This window comes from Arthrobacter sp. MPF02 (assembly GCF_046605375.1).
GTDB lineage: Bacteria > Actinomycetota > Actinomycetes > Actinomycetales > Micrococcaceae > Arthrobacter.
The window spans coordinates 3,422,098-3,447,417 of sequence record NZ_CP176772.1; the positions used below are offsets into that span (position 1 = coordinate 3,422,098).

Annotated in this window: 24 protein-coding genes; 9 read left to right on the forward strand and 15 right to left on the reverse strand. The window is 67.2% G+C overall.

Annotated features, from left to right (window positions below):
- The first annotated feature begins 14 nt into the window (after positions 1–14).
- The 3 genes from ACLH0K_RS16235 (at position 15) to ACLH0K_RS16245 (ending at position 2,381) form a co-directional block, all read left to right on the forward strand.
- A complete protein-coding gene (locus ACLH0K_RS16235; protein WP_411374568.1) occupies positions 15–434 on the forward strand; it encodes a hypothetical protein in 420 nt (139 codons plus the stop codon).
- 67 nt (positions 435–501) lie between these two features.
- A complete protein-coding gene (gene trmB, locus ACLH0K_RS16240) occupies positions 502–1,425 on the forward strand; it encodes a tRNA (guanosine(46)-N7)-methyltransferase TrmB (RefSeq protein ID WP_411374569.1) in 924 nt (307 codons plus the stop codon).
- A 137-nt stretch (positions 1,426–1,562) separates the two neighbouring features.
- A complete protein-coding gene (locus ACLH0K_RS16245; protein ID WP_411376504.1) occupies positions 1,563–2,381 on the forward strand; it encodes a DUF1206 domain-containing protein in 819 nt (272 codons plus the stop codon).
- Between the two features lie 55 nt (positions 2,382–2,436).
- Here ACLH0K_RS16245 and ACLH0K_RS16250 read toward each other — a convergent pair whose 3' ends face one another.
- Positions 2,437–3,096, reverse strand: coding sequence for an anti-sigma factor family protein (locus tag ACLH0K_RS16250; protein ID WP_411374570.1), 660 nt, complete (start codon positions 3,094–3,096; stop codon positions 2,437–2,439).
- The gene (locus tag ACLH0K_RS16255) at positions 3,093–3,587 is read right to left on the reverse strand and encodes a sigma-70 family RNA polymerase sigma factor (protein ID WP_411374571.1); all 495 of its coding nucleotides are present in this window, start codon (positions 3,585–3,587) and stop codon (positions 3,093–3,095) included. The genes ACLH0K_RS16250 and ACLH0K_RS16255 overlap by 4 nt, the downstream gene beginning before the upstream one ends.
- A gap of 174 nt (positions 3,588–3,761) precedes the next feature.
- On the opposite strand from ACLH0K_RS16255, the gene ACLH0K_RS16260 reads away from it, so the two are divergent.
- Positions 3,762–4,319 carry a hypothetical protein gene (locus tag ACLH0K_RS16260; protein ID WP_411374572.1) on the forward strand — a complete coding sequence of 186 codons (558 nt, stop codon included), beginning with the start codon at positions 3,762–3,764 and terminating at the stop codon, positions 4,317–4,319.
- Positions 4,320–4,362: 43 nt separating this feature from the next.
- Here the strand turns inward: ACLH0K_RS16260 and ACLH0K_RS16265 are convergent, their stop codons facing one another.
- Positions 4,363–5,094: a hypothetical protein gene (locus ACLH0K_RS16265; RefSeq protein ID WP_411374573.1), complete on the reverse strand. Its 732-nt coding sequence runs from the start codon at positions 5,092–5,094 to the stop codon at positions 4,363–4,365.
- The gene (locus ACLH0K_RS16270; protein WP_411374574.1) at positions 5,087–5,665 is read right to left on the reverse strand and encodes an RNA polymerase sigma factor; all 579 of its coding nucleotides are present in this window, start codon (positions 5,663–5,665) and stop codon (positions 5,087–5,089) included. Before ACLH0K_RS16270 ends, ACLH0K_RS16265 begins: the two co-directional genes overlap by 8 nt.
- 216 nt (positions 5,666–5,881) lie before the next feature.
- Here ACLH0K_RS16270 and ACLH0K_RS16275 point away from each other — a divergent pair, with 216 nt between their 5' ends.
- Entirely contained in the window at positions 5,882–6,676 is a 795-nt protein-coding gene (locus tag ACLH0K_RS16275) for a hypothetical protein (protein ID WP_411376505.1), read from the forward strand.
- A complete protein-coding gene (locus tag ACLH0K_RS16280) occupies positions 6,669–7,304 on the forward strand; it encodes a DUF5655 domain-containing protein (RefSeq protein ID WP_411374575.1) in 636 nt (211 codons plus the stop codon). The genes ACLH0K_RS16275 and ACLH0K_RS16280 overlap by 8 nt, the downstream gene beginning before the upstream one ends.
- A 65-nt stretch (positions 7,305–7,369) precedes the next feature.
- Here ACLH0K_RS16280 and ACLH0K_RS16285 read toward each other — a convergent pair whose 3' ends face one another.
- Entirely contained in the window at positions 7,370–8,218 is an 849-nt protein-coding gene (locus ACLH0K_RS16285; protein ID WP_411374576.1) for a hypothetical protein, read from the reverse strand.
- Between the two features lie 221 nt (positions 8,219–8,439).
- On the opposite strand from ACLH0K_RS16285, the gene ACLH0K_RS16290 reads away from it, so the two are divergent.
- Entirely contained in the window at positions 8,440–11,889 is a 3,450-nt protein-coding gene (locus tag ACLH0K_RS16290; protein WP_411374577.1) for an SNF2-related protein, read from the forward strand.
- A 37-nt stretch (positions 11,890–11,926) separates the two neighbouring features.
- On the opposite strand, the gene map is transcribed toward ACLH0K_RS16290, so the two are convergent.
- Positions 11,927–12,709: a type I methionyl aminopeptidase gene (gene map, locus ACLH0K_RS16295; protein WP_411374578.1), complete on the reverse strand. Its 783-nt coding sequence runs from the start codon at positions 12,707–12,709 to the stop codon at positions 11,927–11,929.
- 67 nt (positions 12,710–12,776) lie between these two features.
- On the opposite strand from map, the gene ACLH0K_RS16300 reads away from it, so the two are divergent.
- Complete coding sequence (locus ACLH0K_RS16300; RefSeq protein WP_411374579.1) at positions 12,777–13,076, forward strand: helix-turn-helix domain-containing protein; 300 nt, start codon at positions 12,777–12,779, stop codon at positions 13,074–13,076.
- Positions 13,077–13,119: 43 nt separating this feature from the next.
- Here the strand turns inward: ACLH0K_RS16300 and ACLH0K_RS16305 are convergent, their stop codons facing one another.
- Entirely contained in the window at positions 13,120–14,847 is a 1,728-nt protein-coding gene (locus ACLH0K_RS16305; RefSeq protein WP_411374580.1) for a DUF222 domain-containing protein, read from the reverse strand.
- A 149-nt stretch (positions 14,848–14,996) separates the two neighbouring features.
- On the opposite strand from ACLH0K_RS16305, the gene ACLH0K_RS16310 reads away from it, so the two are divergent.
- Positions 14,997–16,022, forward strand: coding sequence for a glycoside hydrolase (locus tag ACLH0K_RS16310; RefSeq protein ID WP_411374581.1), 1,026 nt, complete (start codon positions 14,997–14,999; stop codon positions 16,020–16,022).
- Between the two features lie 145 nt (positions 16,023–16,167).
- Here ACLH0K_RS16310 and ACLH0K_RS16315 read toward each other — a convergent pair whose 3' ends face one another.
- The 8 genes from ACLH0K_RS16315 to glnT all read right to left on the reverse strand — a co-directional run bounded on the left by ACLH0K_RS16315 (position 16,168) and on the right by glnT (position 25,264).
- Positions 16,168–17,457, reverse strand: coding sequence for an ammonium transporter (locus ACLH0K_RS16315; RefSeq protein WP_411374582.1), 1,290 nt, complete (start codon positions 17,455–17,457; stop codon positions 16,168–16,170).
- A gap of 217 nt (positions 17,458–17,674) precedes the next feature.
- Positions 17,675–18,289 (reverse strand): helix-turn-helix domain-containing protein, encoded by a 615-nt coding sequence (locus ACLH0K_RS16320; RefSeq protein ID WP_411374583.1) that lies wholly within the window; start codon positions 18,287–18,289, stop codon positions 17,675–17,677.
- A gap of 90 nt (positions 18,290–18,379) precedes the next feature.
- Positions 18,380–19,630: an allantoate amidohydrolase gene (locus ACLH0K_RS16325; protein WP_411376506.1), complete on the reverse strand. Its 1,251-nt coding sequence runs from the start codon at positions 19,628–19,630 to the stop codon at positions 18,380–18,382.
- Between the two features lie 32 nt (positions 19,631–19,662).
- Positions 19,663–20,814 (reverse strand): FAD-dependent oxidoreductase, encoded by a 1,152-nt coding sequence (locus tag ACLH0K_RS16330; RefSeq protein ID WP_411374584.1) that lies wholly within the window; start codon positions 20,812–20,814, stop codon positions 19,663–19,665.
- A complete protein-coding gene (locus tag ACLH0K_RS16335; RefSeq protein WP_411374585.1) occupies positions 20,814–22,199 on the reverse strand; it encodes an FMN-binding glutamate synthase family protein in 1,386 nt (461 codons plus the stop codon). The genes ACLH0K_RS16330 and ACLH0K_RS16335 overlap by 1 nt, the downstream gene beginning before the upstream one ends.
- Before the next feature lie 9 nt (positions 22,200–22,208).
- Complete coding sequence (locus ACLH0K_RS16340) at positions 22,209–22,934, reverse strand: protein glxC (protein ID WP_411374586.1); 726 nt, start codon at positions 22,932–22,934, stop codon at positions 22,209–22,211.
- Positions 22,922–23,830, reverse strand: coding sequence for a glutamine amidotransferase (locus tag ACLH0K_RS16345; protein ID WP_411374587.1), 909 nt, complete (start codon positions 23,828–23,830; stop codon positions 22,922–22,924). The genes ACLH0K_RS16340 and ACLH0K_RS16345 overlap by 13 nt, the downstream gene beginning before the upstream one ends.
- A 30-nt stretch (positions 23,831–23,860) precedes the next feature.
- Entirely contained in the window at positions 23,861–25,264 is a 1,404-nt protein-coding gene (gene glnT, locus ACLH0K_RS16350) for a type III glutamate--ammonia ligase (protein ID WP_411374588.1), read from the reverse strand.
- Between the last annotated feature and the right edge of the window lie 56 nt (positions 25,265–25,320).

The window sequence follows — 25,320 nt, forward strand, 5'->3', positions numbered from 1 at the left end:
GGAGAACCATGGGCATGCCACCCTCTTCCGGACCCCTTCCCGTGGAGGCCGGCGGGGAACCAGCGCCCGCAGCTTCGGGCACACTGCCGGAGCCACCGGGCAACGGCCATACCGCGGCAGCCATCGCCAGCCTGGTGCTGGCCATTGCGGCGCCCGCGAGCCTCATCATTACCGCCCCCTTTGCCAGCTTCGCCATGCTGCTGACCTTCCCGTATGACGGCCCGTCACGAAATCCATGGCTGGCTCCCCTCGCCTTCTGGAGCCTGCCCATGGTTTTCGGAACCATTTCCGCGGTCCTGGGCATCTACAGTCTCCGGAAGACGAAACGCAGTGGAGAGAGCAGGGGCCTGTCCTTGGCCTCGCTCTGCATCACCGGAGTCCTCTTTGTTCCGGGCCTGATCTTCACCCTGCGCTTTGTGTACATGATGCGGTGATGCAAGAGGCGCCATGGTTAACCCCGGCCAAGGCACGCCGGCTTCTCCCGGCGCTATTCTGGAAGGGATGAGCGAATCCCCGGAAACTCCCCAGCAGCCGCATGTCCCCAGGCCGGTCACGCCCGGAACCCAGGCGTCCCACGGCACCTACGGCGGCCGGCCGGTCAGCTTTGTGCGCCGCGGCACCCGCCTTCAGGGCCGGCGGCAGGCAGCATGGGAGGAGCACGCCGAACGTTGGGCCATCAACGTTCCACGGCACGTTGCCAACACCTCGGTCCACCCGGACTACGTTTTCGACGCCGAGGCGGAGTTCGGACGCAAGGCGCCGTTGATCGTCGAGGTGGGATCCGGCTTGGGCGATGCCATCTGCCATGCCGCGGAGCAGAACCCGGACACGGATTTCCTGGCTGTGGAGGTCTACACCCCCGGGCTCGCGAACACCATCATGAAGATCAACAGCCGCGGACTCCGGAACGTCCGGGTGGTGGAAGCCAACGCCCCCGAGGTGCTCGCCACCATGCTTCCGGCCGGCTCGATCGATGAGCTCTGGGTCTTTTTCCCGGACCCCTGGCACAAGTCCCGCCACCACAAACGCCGCCTGATCCAGCCGGAGTTCGCCGCCTTGGCCGCCCGCGCCCTGAAACCGGGCGGGCTGTGGCGGATCGCCACCGACTGGTCCAACTACGCCATCCACGTCCGCGACGTGCTGTCGGAGTCACAGGACTTCGAGAACCTGCACACCGGCGAGCGCCGCGGCCCCGAAAGCCCGCTTACGCAGGTGTGGCAGTCCGGCGTCGAAACCGTGGTGGGCGGCGCCCCGGTACGTGAGGGACGGGCCCCGGTGAGCACTGAACACACCGGCCCCAACGAGGGCATCGATGAAACGGGCGGGTGGGCACCCCGGTTTGCGGGCAGGATCCGCACCAGCTTCGAGGCGAAGGCGCATGAGGCCGGCAGGCTGATCTTCGACCTCTGCTACCGTCGGCGGTAGGCCCGGATACGGCCCGGCAGCAGCCACTGTTCCAGGCTGCGGGCGCGTGGGACTATTGCGGTTGTGTGGGGCACGAACACCAGTGAACCACCGCGCAGGCGCTGCGCACGCACAAAGGAACAGCCATCAAAAGAGAACTGAAACAGGCCGTCGAAGCGGCAGAGAACGCCACCAATTCGCGGACTCTGGAAGTGCTGGCAAGGGCTGGTTTTGCGGCAAGCGGCATCCTGCATCTGCTGGTGGGTGTGATCGCCATCCGGCTGGCCATGGGCGGCACGGGCAACGCCGACTTCAGCGGCGCCGTGGCAGAACTCGCCACCCAGCCGGCCGGCCCGTTCCTGCTGTGGGCCAGTTTCGCGGCCTGCGCCGCATTGGCTCTATGGCAGACCAGCGACGCCATCTTCGACTACAACCGCCTGCCCGCGAAGGAAAAAGCCGGCCGGAAAGCCAAGGCGGCAGCGCAGGCGCTGGTGTTCGCAGGGCTGGCACTGACCCTGATGTCCTTTGCCAGGGGAACGGGTTCTGGCGGTGACAACCAGAAGGCCGCGAGCGACCTCACCTTCTCCCTCATGAAGGCACCCGGCGGTGTCGCCATCCTGGTCCTCCTGGGCGCGGCCATTGCCGTGACCGGCGTGGTCTACGGTATCCGCGGCCTCAGGAAGTCCTTTGAAAAGCATCTGGCGATGCCCGCCAATCCCAGGGCAAGGACAGCGGTCACGGTCCTGGGCGTCGTGGGCTACGTGGCCAAGGGCGCCGTGCTGCTGCTGGCCGGCCTGCTGATCGTCGTCGCCACACTGCAGGCCCACCCGGAGGACTCAACGGGACTCGACGGCGGGCTCCGCGCGCTCCGTGACCAGCCGCTGGGCGTCTATCTCCTGGCCGCCGTGGGTGCCGGCCTTATGTGCTACGGGGTGTTCATGATCGTGCGGGCGAAACTGGCCACGATGACCCAATAGGCCCCGGCAGCGGCCTGGAAGGGGCAGAGCCAGTGGCCGGCGGGCGGGTAAGGTCTCAGGGCACCGTGATCACGGCGACGGCATGCTGCGTCCCGTCCCGCAGTTCCACGCTGGAGATGCTGGCCAGCTGGATGGGAGTGGCCCCGGTGATCCGGACCCTGCCGCTGGACGTCGCCGTCCAGGCGCAGGCGCGGTCCTCGCTGCCGGCACGGTCGCGGACCCAGAGCGATAATGTTCCGTCCTGCGGCAGGCTGCTGCCATTGACGGCAAGCTCGGTTCCCCAGTTCTTCCGCGCAAGGTCGATGTTTACCTGCAGGCCGTCCCCGGATTGCAGCGAGTAGGTGGCATCAGGAGGGTCGGGCCGTGCCAGGAGCGGTCCCGCCAGGATGCCCAGGGCGAGGCACGCGGCGGCGACGGCGCCCACGAGTGCCAACCACCGCCGTCGGGAGGTCCGACGGCGGCGGGCGAGTCGGGCGAGGAGCGGCGCCGGAGCAAGGACGCTGGAGGACGCAGCCAGGCTTGAAACGGCAGTCAGGGCCACCGCGTCCGGAACGGGAAGGGTATCCAGGAGGACCGGAACGTTTTCCAGCCCTGCCAGTTCCTCCCGGCACTCGGCGCAGCCCTCCAGATGGGCTTCAAAACCCGCCCGGTCCGCGGAGTCGAGGCCGCCCAGCAGGTAAGCACCGAGCAACTGGTGCCGTTCCGCGCTGTTCACCGTTCCACCCCCATCTCGTCCAGGATGGTGCGGAGCGCCCGTACCGCGTAATACGCCCGGGACTTGACCGTGCCACTGGGGATGTTGAGCTGGACCGCGGTTTCGTTGACGGTAAAGCGGCGGTAGTGCAGGGCCACCAGGACGTCCCGGTGCTCCTTGGTCAACCGAAGCAGGGCTTCTTCGACCAGCACCCGGTTGAGCAGGTCATCCACGCGCTCCATCACCTCGGCAGGATCCGGGCTGCTTTCGAGGGATTCAGGGCGGCGCTGGGCACGGCGGTAGTTGTCGATCATGATGTTCCTGGCTGTCCGGTAAAGGTAGCTGCGCAGGCTGCCGTTGATGTCCGGGGCCTGCTGCCACACGCGGAGCAGTGTCTCCTGGACCACGTCCTCGGCCATCTGGGGATCGTGTGAGGCGCTGACGACAAAACGGCGGAGCGCGGGGCCGTGTTCACGGTAAATGGACTCCACCACGTCTTCGTCCAGCGGCATAGCGTCCCTCCCGCCCGGGCCTTCGTCCCACCATTCCTGCTTACCACCTGAAGACGCTGTTGCCGGGCGGAAAGTTCAGATTAGGGGGCGCTGCTATGAACCATTCTTCACCCGGGTACGTCGTAGCGGTTACCCTCCGGTGATTCGACGCCGGGCCCAGCCAAGGAGCATCCCATGAAACACCACGTGGGCGCAGGCCTCGCCATCCTGGCCCTTTCCGCAGTTCTGACTGCCTGCGCCGGCGGCACGGGAACCGCGCCGGCAAACAGCCCGGCTGTCACGACCAACTCGCCTGCCGCCTCTGCAACGGCCCCCGCCGCGTCCGTTTCACCGCCTTCGGCAACCTCCACCGCCACGGCGGGCGCCGCCGTCGACCTCATGACAGCGTCCTCCAGCGCCGGTGAGATCGTGGTGGACGGCAGGGGCATGAGCGTCTACTTCTTCACCAACGATGTGAAGGATTCCGGAACCAGCGCCTGCACGGATGCCTGCCTGGCGGCGTGGCCCCCCGTAGTCACTACTTCTGCCACTCCTGCCGCCGAGGGCGTCACGGGAACGCTTGGCACCATCAACACCCCGGACGGCAAGATGCAGGTCACGCTGAACGGGATGCCGCTGTACTACTTCGCCGAGGACACCAAGCCGGGTGACATCCTGGGCCAGGGCGTCGACGGCGTCTGGTACCTGGCCGACCCGGCAGGCGGAATGATCATGACGGGCGGTGCCGGCTAGGAAGCAGAGCCGGCTCAGCCGCTAAAGCGGGCCGCAGGCGCCTTCACCGCAGTGGGACTGCGGGGAGCGTTCCCGGCAGAGGCAGATCTGACGGGCCGGGAACGGGCACCTGCGGCTGCTGGCCCACCCCGTTGGTCAGGTCCCGGGGGACGGCGGTGGGCAGGTCTTTGACCACCGGCAGGTCTTCCGGCTTGCCGGGGGCTGCGGGGTTCCCCGCGGCCTTCTCCGTGGTCTCCGGCGTGGCAGGAACGGCCGACGGCGGCACCTGGCCCGGTTGCGCGGCCCCGGCGGGAACGGTGGGAACCGCTGCCGGCGTGGCGGGACCGGAAGGAGCCGGCAGCCGGGGTTCCTCTGCCTGGTCTCCGGCAGGCGCCGGGCTTGATCCGGTCACGAACGAGGTGACGGCCCGGTTGAACTGGGTGAACGAGTCGCGAAGGCCCTGGTCCGACGCTACGGCCACTGCGCCTCCGGCGGAGAGTGAGACCGCCACGGAAAGGGCGGTGAGGGTTGCGCGCCGCTTGGCCCGGCGGCGGGCGGCCAGTTCATCGACGGGCGTTAGCACAACCGTGTCTGCTGCGGTCGCTTCGGGAGCTGCCGGCGCCTCCTTGGCCCGCGCCAGCAAGGCGGCTACTTCTGCGGACGGCTCCGGGGTCCCGGTACCCAGCGCACGGAGCTGCAGGAGGGCGGGGCGGAGCTGGCCGTCGTTGTCCAGACCTGCCTCGAGCAGCAACTGGTCGACGAAACGGTCGCTGCGGGATCCTGCGGTGTCACTCATTGTTCGCCTGTTTTCTTGTGAGCGTTTGTGCTTTGAGGTTTTGAAGGGCCCTGCGCTGGAGCTGTTTGATGGCCCCGGTGCTCTTGCCCATGATGGCGGCCACCTGTTCGATGGACAGGTCCGCCACCACGCGGAGGGCCAGCACTTCCTGGTGTTCGGCGCTAAGTCCGGCCAGCATGTCAGCGGCGCCGGCGGTTAGTTCGACGGCATGGTCCTCGGCGGACGGGGTGGTGCGGCCGTCATCCCGGGGATCGTAAGGAGTCAGCTGCGGCCTGCGCTCCAGCCGGCGGTAGTGGTCCACCATACGGGCGTGGGCGATGGAGAAAATCAGGGACTTGGCGCCCTGCAGGCCGCCGGTGAGTTCATCAATGCGGGGATAGAAGGCCAGGAACACGTCCTGGGTAACCGCCTCGGGATCGTCCACGCCGCGGGCCTTGAGGTAGCCCTGCACAGGGCCGGCGAAGGACCGGTAGGCAGCACCGAAGAGCACAGCGGGATCCGCTCCGGCTGTGTCTTCAAATATGTCGGTTTCTTCGTGGGCCAAAGTGTCCAGCACCAGCGGCTCCTCCATCCCGGAACACGGCGTCCGCCTGTCCGGTATTCGCTGTGGATTGCCAGTCCCCAAGGTCTTTCAGGCTGCCCCGGCACGGCGGCAGCGGCGGCCTGCAGGACCCCTGCCTGGCGGCACGTTCCTGCAGTGCCGGGGTGGACCGCAGCCCGAGAACGGCTGCGGTCCACCCTAGCTAAAGCTGCTTAGCGGACTGAAACCGAGACGTTGCCGGCTCCGGTGGGGACGGCAGGAACAGCAGGCACGGCGGGAACGGCCGGCTCGCCGTCGACACCCGGAACGGCGGGCACAGCCGGAACAGCGGGAATCTCCGGACGCTCAACCTCAACGGCAGCGGAACCGGTGGCGGCAGCGCCGGCTTCCGCAGCTGCGCCGGCTTCGGCAACGACGTCGGCGCAGAAGCTTTCGACATTGGCTTCGCCTTCAGCGGCGATCACCAGTGAGGAGAAGCCCTCGGAGGAGGCGTTGAGGCCGCCGTTGGTGAAAGCGGTGCACAGGCCGAATGCCGCGGCTCCGGCGGCGTCCACGGCGGCACCGGCGGCAGCGGAACCGGAAGCCTGGGCGGCAACGCTGTCACCACTGACGGCGGCCTCTGCGGCGGCTTCGGCTTCGGCACCTGCGGAAGCGTCGGCGTTGGCTGCGCCGTCAACGGCGGATTCTGCGGCGGCCTGGGCGTCAGCTGCTGCTTCGGCGGCCAGTTCCGGAGCCGGGGCGCCGAAGAGTTCGTGGGCGGCCTGCTGGGCTTCGGTGGGAAGGGCACCGGAAACAGCGGCAACGCCGGTTCCGCCAACGGCCAGGGTGCCGGCAGCCAGGACGGAAGCGGCGACTTTACTGGTGGCGAGAACGGTGAACACAGACATGAAGCACTCCAAAACTAGACGATTAGGGGGCGGGCCCGGCGGGCGGACCCATCACCTCCTACATCGCCGGGGCCAGCGGAAAGGTTACGGTCCCCGGAGAAGTTTTCTGGCGCACCTGCCGGCGCCGCCGCAATTACGATCAGTGCATGCCTGAAACCACACAGCCTGAAGAACGTGCACCGCAGCGGCCTGTAGAGGAGCCGGTTGTCCGGAAAGAGGCCGGAACGTGGCAGTCGATGGTGGACAACAACAAGGCGCTGCTCCTGCGGAAGACAGGCAAGGACACGGCCTACTGGGCGGAACAGGCACGCGCGGCGGGCATCGCCAGCGACGGGGAGCTCCGGGACTGGATGCGCGGCCAGTTCGGCGTGACGGGCTACGCGCAGTACGCGGTGTCCTGGGAGATGTTCGGCTACCCGGAGTTCATGCTGCGGGATGCGGACGAACTGCTGGACGGCCAGTACGCCAACCACCCGGACCTGCGGCCGATCGCTGATGCTGTCCTGGCCTGGGCATCAGCGACCGACGGCGTGCAGATCCAGATGCGGAAGGGCTATGTGTCGCTGCACAGCGCTCGCCGGAAGTTCGCGCAGCTGACGCGTTCGACCAACAGCGCAGTGGACATCACGTTGCGCCTGGACGCACCGGCGGCGGGCAGGCTCGAAAAAGTCCGGACCCGTGCGGATGACCCCTTTACCGTCCGGGTGCGGCTGACTGCGCCGGAACAGGTGGATGACGGGCTGCTGGAAATCCTTGTGCTTGCCCTGGAACAGAACAGGTAGAGGGCAGGGGCAAAGCCGGCCGGGGCCACCGTGTATCCACGGCGGCCCCGGCGTAAGTCTGGCTGCTACGCCTCAACCAGGTTCGCGTCGGACTCCTCGAACTCCACGGCCGCCACGATCTCGAGCGTCTCCGGGTTGATCATGAACGCTTCGTCGTCCTCCTCCACCATGATGAAGTCCCCTTGATCGGTGGCAAAGTGCCAGGCAAGGGTCTTTTCGCCGTCGTGGATGTAGTTGGGGTCGCCCATGGTGATCTTGAGCAGCTCGTAGCCGGTGATGGCGCAAAGCTCGCGGATGATGATTTCGAAATCCGGGGCGTCCTCCAGTGCTGCCGCCTCCGCCTGCGCCTTGCGTTCGGGCAGGTCGGGGATTTGGGCAACGAGTTCCTGGATGTAGGCGCCCACCTCCTCGTCGTCCAGTACCAGCAGGTCCGTCTGGTTGCGCAGCCAGGCGGCGTTCAGGGCGGTGATGTTTTCCCTCTCCAGCAGCTCCTCGAACTCGTTGTCCAGCTCCTCCATCCGGAGGACGCCGTCGGGGGTTTCCTCCGCGTCCAGGCCGCCGTCCAGGTAGAAATCCTCTTCCTCCTCGGACAGGTGGTCGTAGGCCTCCACCGCCCGGTTGAACAGGTCCAGGTGGGCGGTTGCGCCCATGCCTGCCATGCCCTCGCGGACCAGGGTGTCCGTGTCTGCGCGGTCAGCAGACATGTAGGCGTACTGCGCAAAGCCGCCATCCAGCGCCTGTGTGAGGTAGAAGTCCACGTAGTAGCTGCGGACTGCCACTGGGGACATCTCCCCGGTGTGCAGGAGGGCGGTATGCATGGCGTCCACCACGCTCACATTGGCCTCGACTGCCTCTTCATCGCTTGCTTCAACGCTGCTGCTGGTCAGGATGACGGGCTGCTGGCTGGTGATCATGGCAATCCTCACTGCTCATAGCGGGTGGTGCTTGGGACGCTTTCACGCTACGTGCGCGGGACCACGGGGCTGTTGAGGAGGAAGTGAACGTCACAAGAAGTTTTCGGTGGCAGCCGGGAAAGACGCCTGCCCGCGCCCCTGGTGATGGCGAACTAAGATGGATCAGATAACCAACCGACGGACCCGGCCCCGCCGTGTCCTGCTGAAAGTAGCGCGCAACCATGCCACCCCAACCGGACGAGAGTGCGGACCTGGCGATTCAGACCCCTGCCATCAACGACCGCTCCCTGGCGGCGGGCCTTGCCTATGCCATGGGCAGCCGGGTCTCCGGCATCTCGTTCGACGCCGGCACCGGACTTATGCTTGGCAAGGTCCGGGGCAGTGCGGACGTGCCTTATTCCACAACCGCCAAACTGGTCCGCAAGGGTGGCGGGTGGAGCTGCACGGTGGGCGTGTGCAGCTGCCCCGTGCGGAAGGATTGCAAGCACGTCGCGGCCCTGCTCTTCGCTGCGGAGGACAACCCGGCCATCCGCGTCCAGCTCCTTTCCCCGTCCACGGCCGCGCAGGTGGCCCGCGGGCCCGCCACAGTCCTGTCCGACTGGGAACAGGCCCTCAGCCCGCTCATCTCGCAGCCCGGCGGTGCCGCGTCCGGCAACGGTGTCCCGCTGGCGCTCCAGTTCGAAATCGAGGAACCGGCACCGCACTTCTCCTACACCGGCCGCCGGGGTCCGGTCCGCGGTGTTCGGCAGCTCAAGGCGCGTCCGGTGATCATGGGCGCCAAGGGCAAATGGATCCGCGGCGATGTCTCCTGGAACACCCTGAGCTACCTGAATTTCCGGCGGGAATGCAACGAGAAGCACGTGGAGTGGATGCAGGAGTTCCTGGCCAGCCACTCCGCCTCCGCCAGCCGGATGCACAACTCGTCCGGCCTCTGGCTCAGCCTGAACTCCTATTCCGGCAAGAACCTGTGGAGCCTGCTGTCCGACGTCCGCAAGATCGGGCTGGCCCTGGTCCACTCGCGCGGCACTGAGCCGGTCCGGTTGGCGGAGGCGCCTGCCGGCGTCGGACTTAATCTGGGGCGGTACGGCACAAGCAGTACCGAACCGTCGGAACCATCCAGCGCGGTGTCCGACGGCGGCCTGGAACTTTCGCCTACCGTCACCGTTGATGGCGTGGAGGTGGATCCGGCGTCGGTGGGCACCATCGGCCGGCCCGCGCACGGCCTGTTTGTCACATCGGGCGAAGCGGCGCTGCCCGGCGTTCCCGACCCCGAAGGCACCATCACCCTCGCCCCGCTGGAAAGTGGTTTGAGTGAGGAACTTCTGGCGTTCGTCACCGCGGGCAGCACCCTGCACATTCCGGCGAAGGACGAGTCGCGCTTCCTCACCGGCTTCTATCCGAAGCTCAAGCAGACGGCCCGAGTCACGGCCCGTGACGAATCGGTGGAGCTGCCGGCCCTTGCCGTTCCGACGCTCTCGCTGCTGGCGAACTACGGGGCCGACCACCGGGTGCGGTTGCACTGGGAGTGGCACTACAAGAGCGGAAACCTCGTCACGGCGCAGCCGCTGTGGCGGCATCCGGGCGACCAGGGCTACCGCGACGATGCTGCCGAGGCGCGCATTCTGGAAGGTGTCGGCCGGCTGTGGGAAGTGGTCCCCGCTATGGGTGAATCCGCTACCGATGGCTGGGGCACTCCCCGGCTGGCGGCGTCGGCCGAGTTGAAGGGCCTGGACACGCTGGCTTTCACGGAGGACGTTCTGCCGCGGCTGCGCCAGACTCCGGATGTTGATGTGGAGACGGCGGGCGACATCGCCGATTACCGCGAGGCCGAGGAAGCGCCGGTGGTGTCCATTTCCACCAAGGCCACCGAGCAGCGGGACTGGTTCGACCTGGGCATCCAGATCACGCTGGAGGGCGAGCCGGTATCGTTTGCGGCGGTCTTTTCCGCCCTGGCGGCGGGGCAGACCAAGATGCTGCTGCCGAGCGGCGCCTACTTCTCCCTGGATTTGCCGGAGCTGCACCAGCTGCGCGCCCTGATTGAAGAGGCGCGGTCGCTGCAGGACAACAAGGACGCGCCCCTGCAGATCAGCCGGTTCCAGGCGGGGTTGTGGGACGAGCTGGCACAGCTGGGCATCGTGGACGAGCAGGCTGCGGCCTGGCGTTCGGCGGTCGGCGGCCTGCTCGAGGGCGGCACCGACGGGCTGCCGCTGCCGGCCTCCCTGAACGCTGAATTGCGCCCGTACCAGCTGGAGGGCTTCAACTGGCTCACCTTCCTGTACCGGCACAGCCTGGGCGGGGTCCTGGCCGACGATATGGGCCTCGGCAAGACCGTCCAGGCGCTGGCACTGATGTGCGCGGCAAAGGAACACGCTTCCGCTGCCGCCGGTTCTGTTGCCCCGGACGCCGGCAGCGCTGGCCGGCCCGCCGCCGTCGCGCCTTTCCTAGTGGTTGCGCCCACCTCAGTGGTGGGGAACTGGGCGGCTGAGGCGGCACGCTTTGCCCCCGGGCTGAACGTGCAGGCAGTTGGTGAGACGTTCGCCAAAAGCGGCCTGAATCCGGCGGAGACCCTTGCAGGTGTTGACGTGGTCATCACCTCCTACGCGCTGTTCCGGATCGATTACAACTCCTATTCGGCCCGCCAATGGTCCGGGCTGGTGCTGGATGAGGCGCAGTTCGTCAAGAACCACCAGTCCAAGGCGTACCAGTGCGCCCGGAAACTGCCGGCGTCCTTCAAGCTGGCCATCACCGGCACCCCGCTGGAGAACAACCTCATGGAGTTCTGGGCGCTGACGTCGATTGTGGCGCCCGGCCTGTTTTCCAGCCCGAAGCGTTTTGCCGAGTACTACCAGAAGCCCGTGGAGAAGAACGGCGACAAGGGGCAGCTGGACAAGCTCCGCCGTCGGGTCCGCCCACTCATGATGCGCCGCACCAAGGACCAGGTGATCAAGGACCTGCCGCCCAAGCAGGAGCAGGTCCTGGAGGTTGTGCTGAACCCGCGGCACCAGAAGGTGTACCAGACCCACCTGCAGCGCGAACGGCAGAAGATCCTGGGCCTGATTGATGACGTGAACAAGAACCGTTTCACCATCTTCCAGTCCCTGACCCTGCTCCGGCAGCTCAGCCTCGACGCCTCGCTGATTGACCCGTCCTTGTCCGGCGTGCGCTCGAGCAAGCTTGATGTGCTGTTCGAACAGCTTGAGGACCTGGTGGCGGAAGGCCACCGGGCACTGATTTTCAGCCAGTTCACCGGCTTCCTGGGGAAGGTCCGGGAGCGGCTCGAGGAGCAGGAGATTGAATACTGCTACCTCGACGGCGCCACGCGTAACCGCGCCGATGTTGTCAGCGAGTTCAAGAACGGCAGCGCGCCGGTATTCCTGATCTCACTGAAGGCGGGCGGGTTCGGGCTGAACCTTACCGAGGCCGATTATGTCTTCCTGCTGGACCCCTGGTGGAACCCTGCGTCCGAGGCACAGGCGGTGGACCGGACCCACAGGATTGGGCAGGCGCGGAACGTGATGGTGTACCGGCTGGTGGCCAAGGACACCATCGAGGAAAAGGTCATGGCGCTGAAAGCCCGAAAGTCGCAGTTGTTTGCAGACGTGGTGGAGGGCGAGGCCCTGGCCGGTGGCGCCATCACTGCCGAGGACCTGGCGGGGCTGTTCAAGGAATAGCCCTGTCATGGAGTAGCGCTGTACCGAATGTGCCCGGTTACGCCCTGGAGCCCGTTGGAAGGGTGAGGATTTCGGCGCCGTCGTTGGTGATGGCGATGGTGTGTTCGCTGTGGGCCGTCCGGCAGCCTGTGGCGCTGCGGAGGGTCCAGCCGTCAGTATCGGTGACGAGTTCGGCGGTGTCCGCCATGACCCAGGGTTCAAGTGCGAGCAGCAGCCCGGGACGCAGTTTGTAGCCGCGGCCGGGACGCCCGGCGTTAGGCACGTGCGGGTCCTGGTGCATGGTCGACCCGATGCCATGGCCACCGAACTGGGTGTTGACGGGGTACCCCGCGTCGCTGAGCAACGAGCCGATGGCGTGGGAGATGTCGCCGATGCGGGCACCCGGTCCGGCCGCGGCGATGCCTGCTTCCAGGGCGCGTTCGGTGGTGTTGATCAGCGCAATGCTTTCCTTGGGCCGGGAGTCGCCTACAACAAAGCTGATGGCAGAGTCCGCTGCGACTCCTCCCAGCGAAACGGCCAGGTCCAGGCTCAGCAGGTCACCATCGGCAAGGGTGTAGTCGTAGGGCCGGCCATGCAGCACCGCGTCATTGACGCCGGTGCAGATGTAGTGTCCGAACGGACCGCGCCCGAAGGACGGCGCGTAGTCGACGTAGCAGGACTGCGCGCCCGCTTCGGCAATCATTTCCGCTGTCCACTTGTCGATGTCCAGGAGATTAGTGCCAACTGTACTGCGGCCCTTCATGGCCTGGAGGATGTCCGCGACCAGGGCGCCCGTCTTCTTTGCTTGCGCCAGTTCGGAGTGGTTCAGGATTTCGATCATGGGGCGCCCTTCGCATTCCTGCCAATAACTATCCCGGCCATATTATCCCGGTATTATTATTGGAGCCATGGTCAGGTTGCCACTCACGCCCGAAGAAGTGGAACGGGGACAGCGGCTGGGAGCCCTGTTGCGCCGTGCACGAGGAGAACGGCCCATGCTGGAGACGGCACTGGACGCCTGCGTCTCGCCGGAAACCCTTCGGAAAATCGAAACCGGACGGGTAGCCACACCCGCCTTCTCCACTATCGCCGCGATCGCCAGTGTATTGGGGCTCTCCCTCGATGACGTCTGGAGTGAGATCACCAAAGCCGACGGTGGAACTGAGGCAAACAGCTCCAGCAGCTCGCGGCCCCGCCTGGCCTCATAGGACTCAAGCCAGGGGCATAAACCAGCAATGGTGTGAAAATCCCCTAGGTCAGGGCCGGTTCCCAGTTCTTGATCGGATCCGGGGGCAGGGTGATGGGCGTTGCGAGGAAGATGACCTGGTTCCATAGATCGTCATCCGGTGGGGTGCCGCCGGGGTCCACGAGGTGTTCGCCGGGTAGCTCTCTAACTGCAGGGACCGGTAGAAGGCCGTCCGAGGCTTCGGGTGGCAGGACATCATCCAGAAAGAATTCCTGCATCAGCGCCGGTGGCCAGTGGGGTGGTTCCCAGTCCTGGTGTTCGCTGGCGTAGCGGCGTCCGGCCGGTGAGATCCAGCCGGGTGGCTCGTTTTTGGTGGCGGGGGTGGGTTTCCAGGTGCTGGTGTGTTTCATCCGGTGGTGCTTGGGGCAGGGCTGGGCGAGGTTGCTGATTCCGGTGGTTCCGCCGTGATGCCAGGCCAGCAGGTGGTCGGCTTCGTTATCGAGGGAGTGGTTGCTGCAGCCGGGGAACGGGCAGGTGCCGTCCCGGAGCCTGAGCCAGCGGCGCATCGCTTCCGGAATCCGGTAGCTCTTGCGCCCGATCTCCAGCGGCGCCCCGTCCCTGGGATCGGCCAGGACCCGGTAAAACGAGTCCGCCCCGCCGGCGACGAGTCTGCGTGCCATCGACGCCGGGATCGGGCCGTGCCCGCCCAGCACTGCAGGTTCCTCTGTTAGGCCCAGGAGCGAGAACACCGGCACGGTGACGAGCACCTGCGCCCGCGGCACCGGGGGCCCGGCCAAAGCGGCGCCGGGTCCGTGCACGTGAGGGCCGGCAGAGGCAGCGCCGTGGCCGGTTGTGTCGTTCCGCGCGTCAGCATTGGGGGCGTGTCCGGTGGCGAGGAGGGCTGTGGCGCTGATGTCTGCCATGAGTTGTGGCAGGGTGCGGGGTTCGTTGGGTCCCTGCAGTCCGCGGGCCAGGGCCCGGGTCCGGTTCCAGGCCGCGTTGGCCTGGTCCGCCGGCAGGTAGATGGAGATCCAGGCCATCGCGTCGCGGTCCGGGGCGTATTCCATCCGCCGGGCCGCGACACCCCTGGCGTGGCGCTTTTCGATCAGCTCCGGGTGGTGGCGTTCCCGCCACGAACGCACCTTCGGCCGCAACCTCGCCGGCGGCAGCACCCCTGCCACACCACCAGGGCCGGCGCCCGGCGCGTCCGGGTTCAGGAAGTGCTGTTCCAGGGCTGTGGTGGCGGCAGGGTCAAGACCCGTGGTTTCATCAACCAGGACCCTGGCGTTCTGCCACGACACCTCCCCGGCCTGCAACGCGTTCAACACTGCAGGCAAGGAACCGGTCAAGGCTTGGGCTTCACCGATCAGGGTACTGGCGGCGCGTTCCCCGATGGTCAGGACGCAGGCGACCTCGGCCACGGAGGCCATCTCGCGGCCCTTGGCCCATCCCGGCCCGGCCGCCGGGTCCTCCATCGCAGCGACCGCACCGATGTGCCCGTCCACCAGCAGCACCTTCACCGCGGCAGCGGCGGCCTCAAGCTTGCGCTGGACCGCCAAACCGTCCAGGCAGTCATCAGCGAACACCCGCAACGGATCACCACCAGCGGCCAGGGCATCAGAAGAACCAGCATCAGAAGACCCCGCATCAGAAGAACCCGAAACAGCGGAACCACCGGCAACAACGCGGGCAAGCTCATCAACGAAACCAGCCACCGACGCAACAGCAGCCAAAATCCCCGCCCTGCCTCCCACGCCCCAGGTCGCCTCGCTCCCGGCCGCTTCGCTGTCCATACCCCAAGCATGCCAACAGGGTCCGACAAAACATCGGCCTGGAAGGCTCCTCCAAAAAAAGATTCTGGGACTTTCTGAAAAGTAGTGACGTCCCCAGAGCCGTCGGCCCTAAGCTGGACATCAGCCTAATTACAACGTTGGAGAAAGCTTTGCCTCGACAGCAGATCGCGCACCACGCCGGTGCGCCGCCCGAACAAACCCGGGCCCTCCCTCCCCTGCGCGCAGACGCCTTCACAGCTCCTTATCGCGACCCCGTCTGGGACGGACCCACGGACCCCATCCTGGTGGCCGACCATCTCAAAGGGGAATGGGTCCTGTTCTACACGCAGCGCCGCGCCACAGAACCTGGGCTGACCGGCGTCGAATGGGTTCACGGCACGGCGATCGGCACAGCAAGATCGTCCGACGGCGGCGCAACCTGGCGCTATCAAGGAACCGTTGGCGGACTCGTTCCGCCGGGAACGGAACTGCCGGCAACCCTGTGGGCGCCCGACGTCGTACGCATTGGCGACCAGTGGATCATGTACCTGTCCGTCCTGGGCGGACGCCGGACCGACTGGACCGGGAGTGCTTCCATCGCGCAGTTCGCCAGCACCGACCTGGAACATTGGGAATATCTGGGCGCCATTGATCTGGACTCCGCGAGGGTCATTGATGCGGCCGTGGCGCGCTGCGGGGACGGCCGGTACCGGCTCTGGTACAAGGACGAAACGCGCGATTCGAACACGTACAGCGCCGTCAGCGACACCCCGCAGGACCCGGCGTCGTGGGTCCTCGAAGGTGTGGCAATTCCGGGCCGCCCGCACGAGGGACCGAAGGTCTTCCTGCTGGACGGCACGTACTGGATGATCGTGGACGAGTGGCGCGGCCAGGCCATCTACCGGTCAGAAGACGGCACCGGCAACTGGACCAGGCAGGAACACCTGGACGGCCTCATCCTCACCGGACCGGAGGAGGCGGAGGGGCGGCCCGTCGTCGGACGCCACGCGGACGTGGTTCCGCTCGCACCCGGTGACGACGGCCGGGAACGGGCCCTGCTCGTGTACTTCACGCACCCCTACTGGGGCGGCGAGGACATCGGCACGATGGACCCGGACCCGCGCATACGCCTGAGCCATGTCCGGGCCGCCGTGCTGGAAATCCGGGACGGCAACCTTGTCTGCACTGAGCAATGACCGGCAGGCGCCAAGGGATGCAGATGACAAAAGGGCCAGGCCTTGGAACTATAAGCCGGCTGCTGCCGGCACCGGTCCAAGGCCTGGCCCTCTGCCTTACTAAGGCACCGGGCCGCCTCCCAGCAGGCGGGCCCGGCTGTCTGTGTCAGCCCCGCTGCGGGGAACCCAGCTCCACCGGATCCTCGTCCGTCAGGTAGGCAAGCTCGGAGTGGGCAGCGAGGTCGATGCCGCGCAGCTCGTCCTCCGGGTTGATGCGGAGGCCGACAGTCTTGTCCAGGATTTTCGCCAGGACCCAGGTGATGCCGAAGGAGTAAGCCAGCACCGTGACCGTGGCGAGGGCCTGGGTGCCCAGCAGTTCCACACCGCCGCCGTAGAAGAGCCCGCTGACCCCGTTCGGGGCGGCGTCCGTGGCGAACAGGCCGATCAGCAGGGTGCCGAGGATGCCGCCCACCAGGTGCACGCCAACGACGTCGAGCGAATCGTCGAAGCCCAGGCGGAACTTCAGCTCGATGGCCAGGGAGCAGACGGCTCCGGCGATCAGGCCGATTGCCACGGCGCCGAGCGGGCTGACCGCCCCGCAGGCCGGGGTGATGGCAACGAGTGCCGAGATGATTCCAGACGCCGCGCCCATGCTGGTGGCGGCGCCGTGCCGGAGCCGCTCCACAAGGGCCCAGGCAAGCAATCCGGCAGAGGCGGCAAGAGCGGTGTTCAGGAATACCACCGACGCCGACTGGCCGGCAGAGAGCGCCGAGCCGGCGTTGAAGCCGAACCAGCCCACCCAGAGCAGCCCGGCGCCGATCAGGACCAGCGGGCGGCTGTGCGGCTTGGCGTGTTCCACCTTTGGCCAGCCGGAGCTCTTGCCCAGGACCAGGGCCAGGGCGAGGGCCGCGGCGCCGGCATTCATGTGCACCGCAGTGCCGCCGGCGAAGTCGATCGCCTTGATGCCGCTGGCGATCCAGCCGCCCACCGTGGAACCGTCCGCAGAGGAGAAGGCGAAGACCCAGTGCGCGATCGGAAAGTAGACAATGGTGGCCCAGATGCCGGCGAACAGCATCCACGCACCGAACTTCATGCGCCCGGCAGCCGCTCCTGCAACCAGCGCGGTGGTGACGCAGGCAAAGAACAGCTGGAACGCGGCGAACAGGATGACCGGGATGGACGCCCCCTCGTCCGCGGCCAGCAGCTGACCCATGCCGGGGAACTCCGTGACGTCACCGATCAGGCCCATTCCGCCAACGGAATTCCCGAAGGCCATCGAGTAGCCGAACAGTGCCCACAGCACGGCCACCAGGCTGGCGCCGCCGAAGCACATCATCATCATGTTCAAAATGCGGCGCGACCCCACCATGCCCCCGTAGAACAGTGCCAGGGCGGGGATCATCATGCAGACCAGCGCCGAGCTGGCCAAAATCCATGCGACATTTCCCGAATCCATTGGGAAACCCCTTTCGTGATGCGAGGAGAGAACGGAAATCGCCGGTAGGAGCCACTCCGGAGGAGGGACGCGGAATCAGAACCACGTTCGTCGGAGGGCGGCTATTGCCGTCTGGTTCCAACTGTATGGCGGGCAAATTGGGCTGGGTTTCAGGTGTGTTAAATGATGGTTTCAGTCATCCACTCGCGGGTTTCAGGTGTCCCGCAACACCCGGGAGTTACTTCGCGGAGATGGCCAGGAACCTGATGGGAAGGTCCAGCAACTCCAGGGGACCGTGCGGCCCCTCGCCGTCCAGCAGCAGTGAATCGCCGGCTTCCATGGCGTACTCGTAGGCACCGTGGCCGTACACCATCTTTCCGGAGAGCATGTAGATGAACTCGGTGCCTGGGTGCTGGAACAGCGGAAAAACGTCCGAGGCGTCGGTGAGGGTCACCAGGGTGGGTTCCAAAGCGTCGGTCCTGCCCTTAAGCGTGCCAAGCACCCGGTACTCGTGGCCGTGCTGGGTGCCGCTGCGGACCGTCAGGCTGCCCTGGCCGGCTTTGGTGAACGTGGCGTCCCGGTCCGTATCCGCGCCCCGGAACAGCGCGGTCACCGGGACATTAAGCCCGTCCGCGAGCCGCTGCAGCGTGGTCAGCGAGCAGGACGTGGTGGCGGTTTCGATCCGGGAGATCATGGCCTTGGACAGCCCCGTCCGGGACGCGAGCTCAGCCGAGGACAGCCCCTGTGCCGCCCGGTAGTGCTTGACCTGCGCGGCGATGACCTGCTCCAGCCGGCCCGCAGGACCAAGGGAAGAAACGGCAGTGCCGGCTTCGTCCGCAGCGTGGTTGGTCATGAAGCCATCTTAAGCGGGCAGTGCAGCGGCGGTTGCGTGCTGATCACGCGCCGGATGCAGCGGTAGGGAAAAACACGTACGACGACGGCGCTAGCCGATCTGCCGCGCCTGGCCGAGCAGCCCCGCGAGGGAGTCCGCCAGGGCAAGTGCCCCGGCTTCGGCGTCCCGGTCCTCCACCAGTTCATCCGGCGAGTGCGAGATTCCGGTCGGGTTCCGGACGAAGACCATGGCGGTGGGCAGGTGTGCGGCCAGGACGCCTGCGTCATGCCCGGCGCCCGTGGCCAGGACCGGAGCGGCGGGCAGCAGTTCCCGCAGCCGGTCCCGCAGGCCGCCGTCGAAATGCACCGTGGGACTCAGCGACTCAACACCCAGGCTCGCGGCACACCCTTCTTCCGCCGCCAGCACCTGGGCGTTCAGGCCGATCGCCTCCACCAGTGCGGCGGTGACGGCATCTTCCGGATGGCGCACGTCGATCCAGAGGTCCACCCGGGAGGCGATCACGTTGGTGCCGCCGGGCACGGGCTGCAACCGGCCGACAGTTGCGCGGGCGTCCTGGTATTTCCGGGCGGTGTCACGGATGCCCACCACCACCTTGGCCGCCGCGACCATAGGGTCATTTCGGTCCTTCATCAGCGTGGTGCCGGCGTGGTTTCCCTGCCCGGAAATGCTGAGCTTCCACCGGCCGTGGCCCAGGATGGACGAGCCGATGGCCACCGGTTGGTTGAGGTCCGCCAGCCCGCGGCCCTGCTCGACGTGAAGTTCCACGAACACGCCCAGCTGCTGCAGCGTCTTGTAGTCCGCCCCGATAAAGCGCGGGTCCTGGCCATTTGCTGCAGCCACGTCGGCGAAGGTGTTGCCGTCCGGGTCCTTGAGCCGGCGCGCCTTGTCCGGGTCCAGTTTCCCGGTCAGCAGCCGGGAGCCCAGGCAGGCCACGCCAAACCGCGAGCCTTCCTCCTCAGGGAAAACGGCGATGGCCAGGGGCCGGCGGGGCCGCAGTCCCCGGGCTTTCAGGAGGTCGACGGCGACCAGCGCCGAGGCGACACCGAGCGGTCCGTCGTACCCACCGCCGCCGGGGACGGAATCAAGGTGACTTCCGGTGGCCACGGCGTCCCGCCGGGTGCCGCCGACGGTGTCCCACCAGGCCCAGATGATCCCGTTGGCGTCCGTGTGCACGTCCAGCCCGCGTCGTTCCGCCTGCTCAATGAACCAGGCTCGAAGGTCGGTTTCGGCGGTGGAGAACACCGGCCGGGAGTAGCCGCCGCGGGTTGTGTCACGTCCGACATCTGCAATCTCCTGCAGGAGGCCGGTCACCGTGGAGGCGGTGGCCAGGTCAGCGGGCATGGCATGCGGGGCGGGTGCTGTCCGGGAAATGTTCACGGGGTTCCGTTCCAGTTGGTGAGTGCCGGTGCGGTGGCGGTCCGGAACCGCCCTGGAACTGTGCCGGAACCGGTGGCGAGGTCCGCGGCCCACTGGCCGATCAGCGGGGCGAACTTTGCCCCGTGGCCCGAACACGGCGAAAGGATGGTCAGGTTGTCCGCCCTGTCGATGACAAAGTCCTCGGTAGGCGTGTTGGTGAACAGGCAGGTGGTTTCGGCGTAGGGCTCGGGGTCAAGGCCGGGCAGGTAGCGACGGACGTACTCCACCATCCGACCGCGGTTGGCAGGATCCACAACGCCGGTTTGCTCCACGGCCGAAGGTACCAGCCGGCCGCCGTTGTATTCGGCAACCTTTTGGCCTTCGAATCCGGCGTCGCGGCCGCCGGGAAGCCCGTAGGCCTGGATGCCGGCTGTTTTGTGGATAAACGTTGGCCACGCTTTCCCATCCCTGTACCGGAAGTGAAAGGCCTGCTCCTGCCGCACCGTGATCCGTGGGAGACCCGCGAGGAAGGCCGCCGGCAGCGGCAGGGACTCCAGCAGCCCAGGCAGCCAGCCGCCGGCACTGATCACCACGTTGCCGGCGTCGAGCGCATCCCCTGCGGAGGAGAACAGCCGGTACCCTTCGCCCGTCCGCTCCACGCTCGCGAGGTTCCAGCCCGTCAGCACCTCCGCCCCGTTCCGGACCGCGAGCGCCACCATGGCGTTGACGGCTGTTTCGGCGTCGATGACGCCGGCGCCGGGGTGCCAGAGGACGCCGGTGTCGAAGGCAATCTGCGGCCAGCGCTGCCGGGCCTCCGCCGCGGACAGCAGCTCGTGGTCGATCCCGACGCCGGCGAGCACCTCCGCGAGCTGCGCCGGGTTGCGCTCGGGTCCGTAGTCCACGGCGCCGGTGGTGGTGATCAGTTGGGTCCCGGCCTCCTGGGCCAGCACGTCCCACAACCCCTTGGACTCCAGCACTGCCCGCGTGTAGAAAGGGTCGGGGTAGGCGTAGCGGAAGATGCGGGCGGAGCCGTGCGAGCTGCCATCGTGTGCGGCGGGGACATCACGCTCCAGCAGGGTGACCTGGTGCCCGCGGGCGGCCAGCTGCCAGGCGGTGGCGGCACCGGCGAGGCCGGCACCCACCACCACATAGTCTGACGAGTCAATCATCAAAAGCTCCCCTGCACGCCCGGAATCCAGCTGGTGCCGGCCAGCGGGACCCGGGCCATGGCGGACGCCTCGATGGTCAGGGCCACCAGGTCCTCGGGCTCGAGGTTGTGCAGATGGGACTTGCCGCATGCCCTGGCGATGGTCTGGGCTTCCATGGTGAGGACGCGCAGGTAGTTGGCCAGCCGGCGGCCGGCGGCCACCGGGTCCAGGCGGTTGGACAGCTCCGGGTCCTGCGTAGTGATGCCGGCGGGGTCGCGGCCGTCCTGGAAGTCGTCGTAGAACCCGGCGGCAGAGCCCAAAGCGGCGTACTCGGCGGCGTAGCGGGGGTCGTTGTCGCCCAGCGCAATCAGAGCGGCGGTGCCGATGGCCACGGCATCGGCACCCAGGGCCATGGCCTTGGCGACGTCGGCGCCGGAGCGGATGCCGCCGGAGACGATGAGCTGGACCTTGCGGTGCACCCCGAGTTCCTGCAGCGCCTGGACGGCCTGCGGGATGGCGGCGAGCGTGGGGATGCCGACGTTTTCGATAAACACCTGCTGCGTTGCCGCGGTGCCGCCCTGCATGCCGTCCAGCACCACCACGTCGGCGCCGGACTTCACGGCGAGCGCGGTGTCGTAGTACGGCCGGGAGGCGCCCACCTTGACGTAGATTGGGGTCTTCCAGTCGGTGATTTCGCGCAATTCGCCGATTTTGATCTCGAGGTCGTCCGGGCCGGTCCAGTCCGGGTGGCGGCTGGCGGAGCGCTGGTCGATGCCCACAGGCAGGGTCCGCATCCCGGCCACGCGTTCGGTGATTTTCTGGCCGAGCAGCATGCCTCCGCCGCCGGGTTTGGCGCCCTGGCCCAGCACGATCTCGATGGCGTCGGCCTTGCGGAGATCGTCCGGGTTCATGCCGTAGCGGGACGGCAGGTACTGGTACACCAGGTGCTTGGACTGGCCGCGCTCCTCGGGCGTCATGCCGCCGTCGCCCGTTGTGGTGGAGGTGCCCACCTCGCTGGCGCCGCGGCCCAACGCCTCCTTGGCGTTGGCGGACAGGGCGCCGAAGCTCATGCCGGCGATGGTCACCGGGGTCTGGAGGTGGAGGGGGCAGCTGGCGTGCCGGTCGCCGAGGACGACATCGGTATCGCACTTTTCCCGGTAGCCCTCCAGCGGGTAGCGGGACATGGAGGCGCCGAGGAACAGCAGGTCGTCGAAGTGCGGGACCTTGCGCTTGGCGCCCCAGCCGCGGATGTCGTAGATGCCGGTGGCGGCGGCGCGCTGGATGTCGGCGATGGTGGCGCGGTCGAAGGTGGCGGATTCGCGCAGGCCGGGCGCAGCGATGTCAGAAGCGACGTTTTGTGCAGATCCTGCGGCAGGAACCGGGGCGGGAATGGAGGTGATGGTCACAGGGGCCTCCTAGTAGGCAGCCGAGTTGTCGACGTGGAAGTGGTAGAGGTTCCGGGCGGAGCCGTAGCGCCTGAAGTCGGCCGGGTTGTCGGTGCGGCCGGCGGCGGCGAGCAGTCCGGCAAGCTCCTCGAGGTGCTCGTCCTTCAGGGGCTTTTCGATACAGTCGGCGCCCAGCGAGGCGACGCTTCCCTTGACGTAGATCCGGGCCTCGTAGATGGAGTCGCCCAGTGCGTCACCGGCATCGCCGCAGACCACCAGCCGGCCGGCCTGCGCCATGAAGGCGGACATGTGCCCGATGTTGCCGCCCACCACGATGTCCACGCCCTTCATGGAAATCCCGCAGCGGGCTCCGGCGTTCCCGTCGATGACCACCAGGCCGCCGTGGCCTGTGGCGGCAGCCGACTGGGACGCGTCACCCAACACGTGCACGGTGCCGGACATGATGTTTTCGGCCAGTCCGACGCCGGCGTTGCCGGTGATGGTCACGGTCCCCTTCTGGTGCATCCCGGCGGCGTAGTAGCCGGCGTGCCCTTCGATGGTGACGTTGACGCCGGCGTTGATGCCGACGGCGAGACTGTGTTTTCCGCCGGGGTTGGTGACCGTCCAGGACTGGCCGTCCCCGGCATTGTGCAGTTCCTGGTTCAGGGCGCGGACCGGGGCGTCGGCGAGGTCCACAACAGCCGGTTCGGCAACGACAGGGGAAGCGGTGGTTTTGGGGGCTGTCAGAGTGACCATGTGTAGACCTTTCCGGGTTCCGGTTCGAAGATGCGGGCGTCGTTGATGCCGGGCAGGGAAGCCAGGGCGCGGTATTCGGAGGCCATTGCCACGTAGTCGTCGGTTTCGGCGATGATGGCGGGCTTGCAGGCGATGGGGTCGCGGACCACGGCCATGCTGTCCGCCGTGGTGACCACCAGGGTGTAGAAGCCGTCCAGGACCTTGCCCAGGTTCACCAGCGCTTCCTCGAGGGTGTCGCCCTGCTGCAGGCGGGACGCGACGTAGCGGGCGCCCACCTCGGTGTCGTTCTCGGAGTCGAAGACCACGCCTTCGCGCTTGAGGTCCCGGCGGACCGTGGCGTGGTTGGAAAAAGACCCGTTATGCACCAGGCACAGGTCGTCCGCGACGGAGAAGGGGTGCGAGCCGCCGGCGGTGACAGCGGATTCGGTGGCCATCCGGGTGTGGGACAGGCCCTGGCTGCCGGCCATCGCCTCCAGCCCGTGTCCGGCGGCAATCTCCACCGGGTGGCCCACGCTCTTCATTACGGCGACGTGTTCGCCGCGGCCGATGATGGTGGCTCCGGGCAAGGTTTCGGTGACGGCCTTTGCCAGCAGGTCCGTCCCGACGGCGGCGCTCACCAGGGTGGTGTCACCCACCACCTGCACCGAGGCACCTGCGTCCGGCGGCAGGAGGGCGGCGACGCCGGCGGTGAGTGCCGCCGTCGTGATGCCCTGGTCCCTGCCCAGCAGGCTCAGGGTGGACGTGCCCGGCGAAACCAGGCCCGGGGTGTCGTAGACGGCGAGGCCCGCGGAGTCCGGGCCGCGGTCAACAATCTGGCAGAGCATCGAGGACAGCAGGCTGCCCATCAGGGGGTGCAGCGAGGGATTGCGCAGCTGCAGCGCGGCGATTCCGCACATGGTGGTCCTTTGCTTGGGTAGTTGAATGGATCAGATCGACGTCAGGTAGGTGCGGATTTCCCAGTCGCTGACCTGGTTGTGCCAGCTAAGGAACTCCTCTTCCTTGGCGTCCGCGTAGTAGGAGCCGATGGCCGGATCACCGCTGAGGCTTGCCAGGATCACGGGATCCTTACGAAGCGCTTCCACGGCGTGCAGCAGTGTGGCCGGCAGGAAGTGCGCGTCCGGCTTAGACTCTCCCGGCCCGGACGGCGTGCCCGGGTCAATCGACTTCTCCACCCCGTCCAGCCCGGCCGCGATGGCGGCGGCGATGGCCAGATACGGGTTGGCCGAGCCGTCGCCGGAGCGTAGTTCTATCCGGTTGCTGTCCGGGACACGGATCATGTGGGTGCGGTCGTTGCCGCCGAACGATGCCTTTCGCGGGGACCAGGTAGCGCCGGATGAACTGGTGGTGGCACCGGTGCGCTTGTAGGAGTTCACGGTCGGGGCCAGGAAGGCCTGCAGCGCCGGAGCATGGTCCAGGATGCCGCCAATGAAGGAATAAGCGAGGCCGGACAGCCCAAGGCCGCGGCCGCCGTCGGAATTTCCGTCCCCGCCCGGAAACAATGCCTGCCCGCCGGACCACAGGGAAAGGTGGAAGTGCAGGCCGGTGCCGGTGCGGTCGGTGAACGGTTTGGGCATGAACGTGGCGGTCATGCCTCGCTGCCCGGCCAGGACGTTGAGGATGTAGCGGAGGGACACCACTCGGTCGGCGGTGGTAAGGGCGTCGGCGTAGCTGAAGTTCTGCTCGAACTGGCCGGCTGCGTCCTCGTGGTCGTTGGCGTAGTTGCCCCAGCCGAGCGTGTTCATTGCCTCCGAAATGGAGGTGAGGTGCTCGTACATCCGGGTGACACCCCTGGCGTCGTAGCAGGGGCGGGGAGCATCGTCGCGCGTGTCCGCAGTGCTCAGCGTGCCGTCGTCGTTCCTGTTGACCAGGAAGTACTCCACCTCCGCGCCCACCTTGGCCTGCATGCCCTGCTCCGCCAGGCGTGCCAGGGCGTTCTTGAGGATGACCCGGGGGGCGTACGGCCAGGGCTTCCCGTCAACGTGCGGGTCGCAATGGATGATGGCCAGGCCCTCCTTTATGAAGGGCACCGGGGTGAATGAAGCGAGGTCCGGGACGGCAATCAGGTCCGCGTCCTGGGGCTTCTGGCCGATCAGGCCGGCGGCGTACCCGGCGAAGCCCATGCCGCCGTTTTCGAGTTCGCCGGCGGCTTCGACGGGGACCAGCTTGGCGCATGGTTTGCCGGTCATGTCCACGAAGGTGGCGAGGAGGAAGCGGACGTTGTGGGCGCGGGCGATGTCCGACAGGGAGATGGCGGGTTCAGGCAGGGCTGCGGGAGCCTGCGGGGCCAGCTCAGACGCGGGGGTTACAGCAGGGGTTGCGACACTGGTCATCGAAACATTCCTGTCCGGGGTTGGCATTAGCTGATAGTAAACGTTGTTGCACCAGA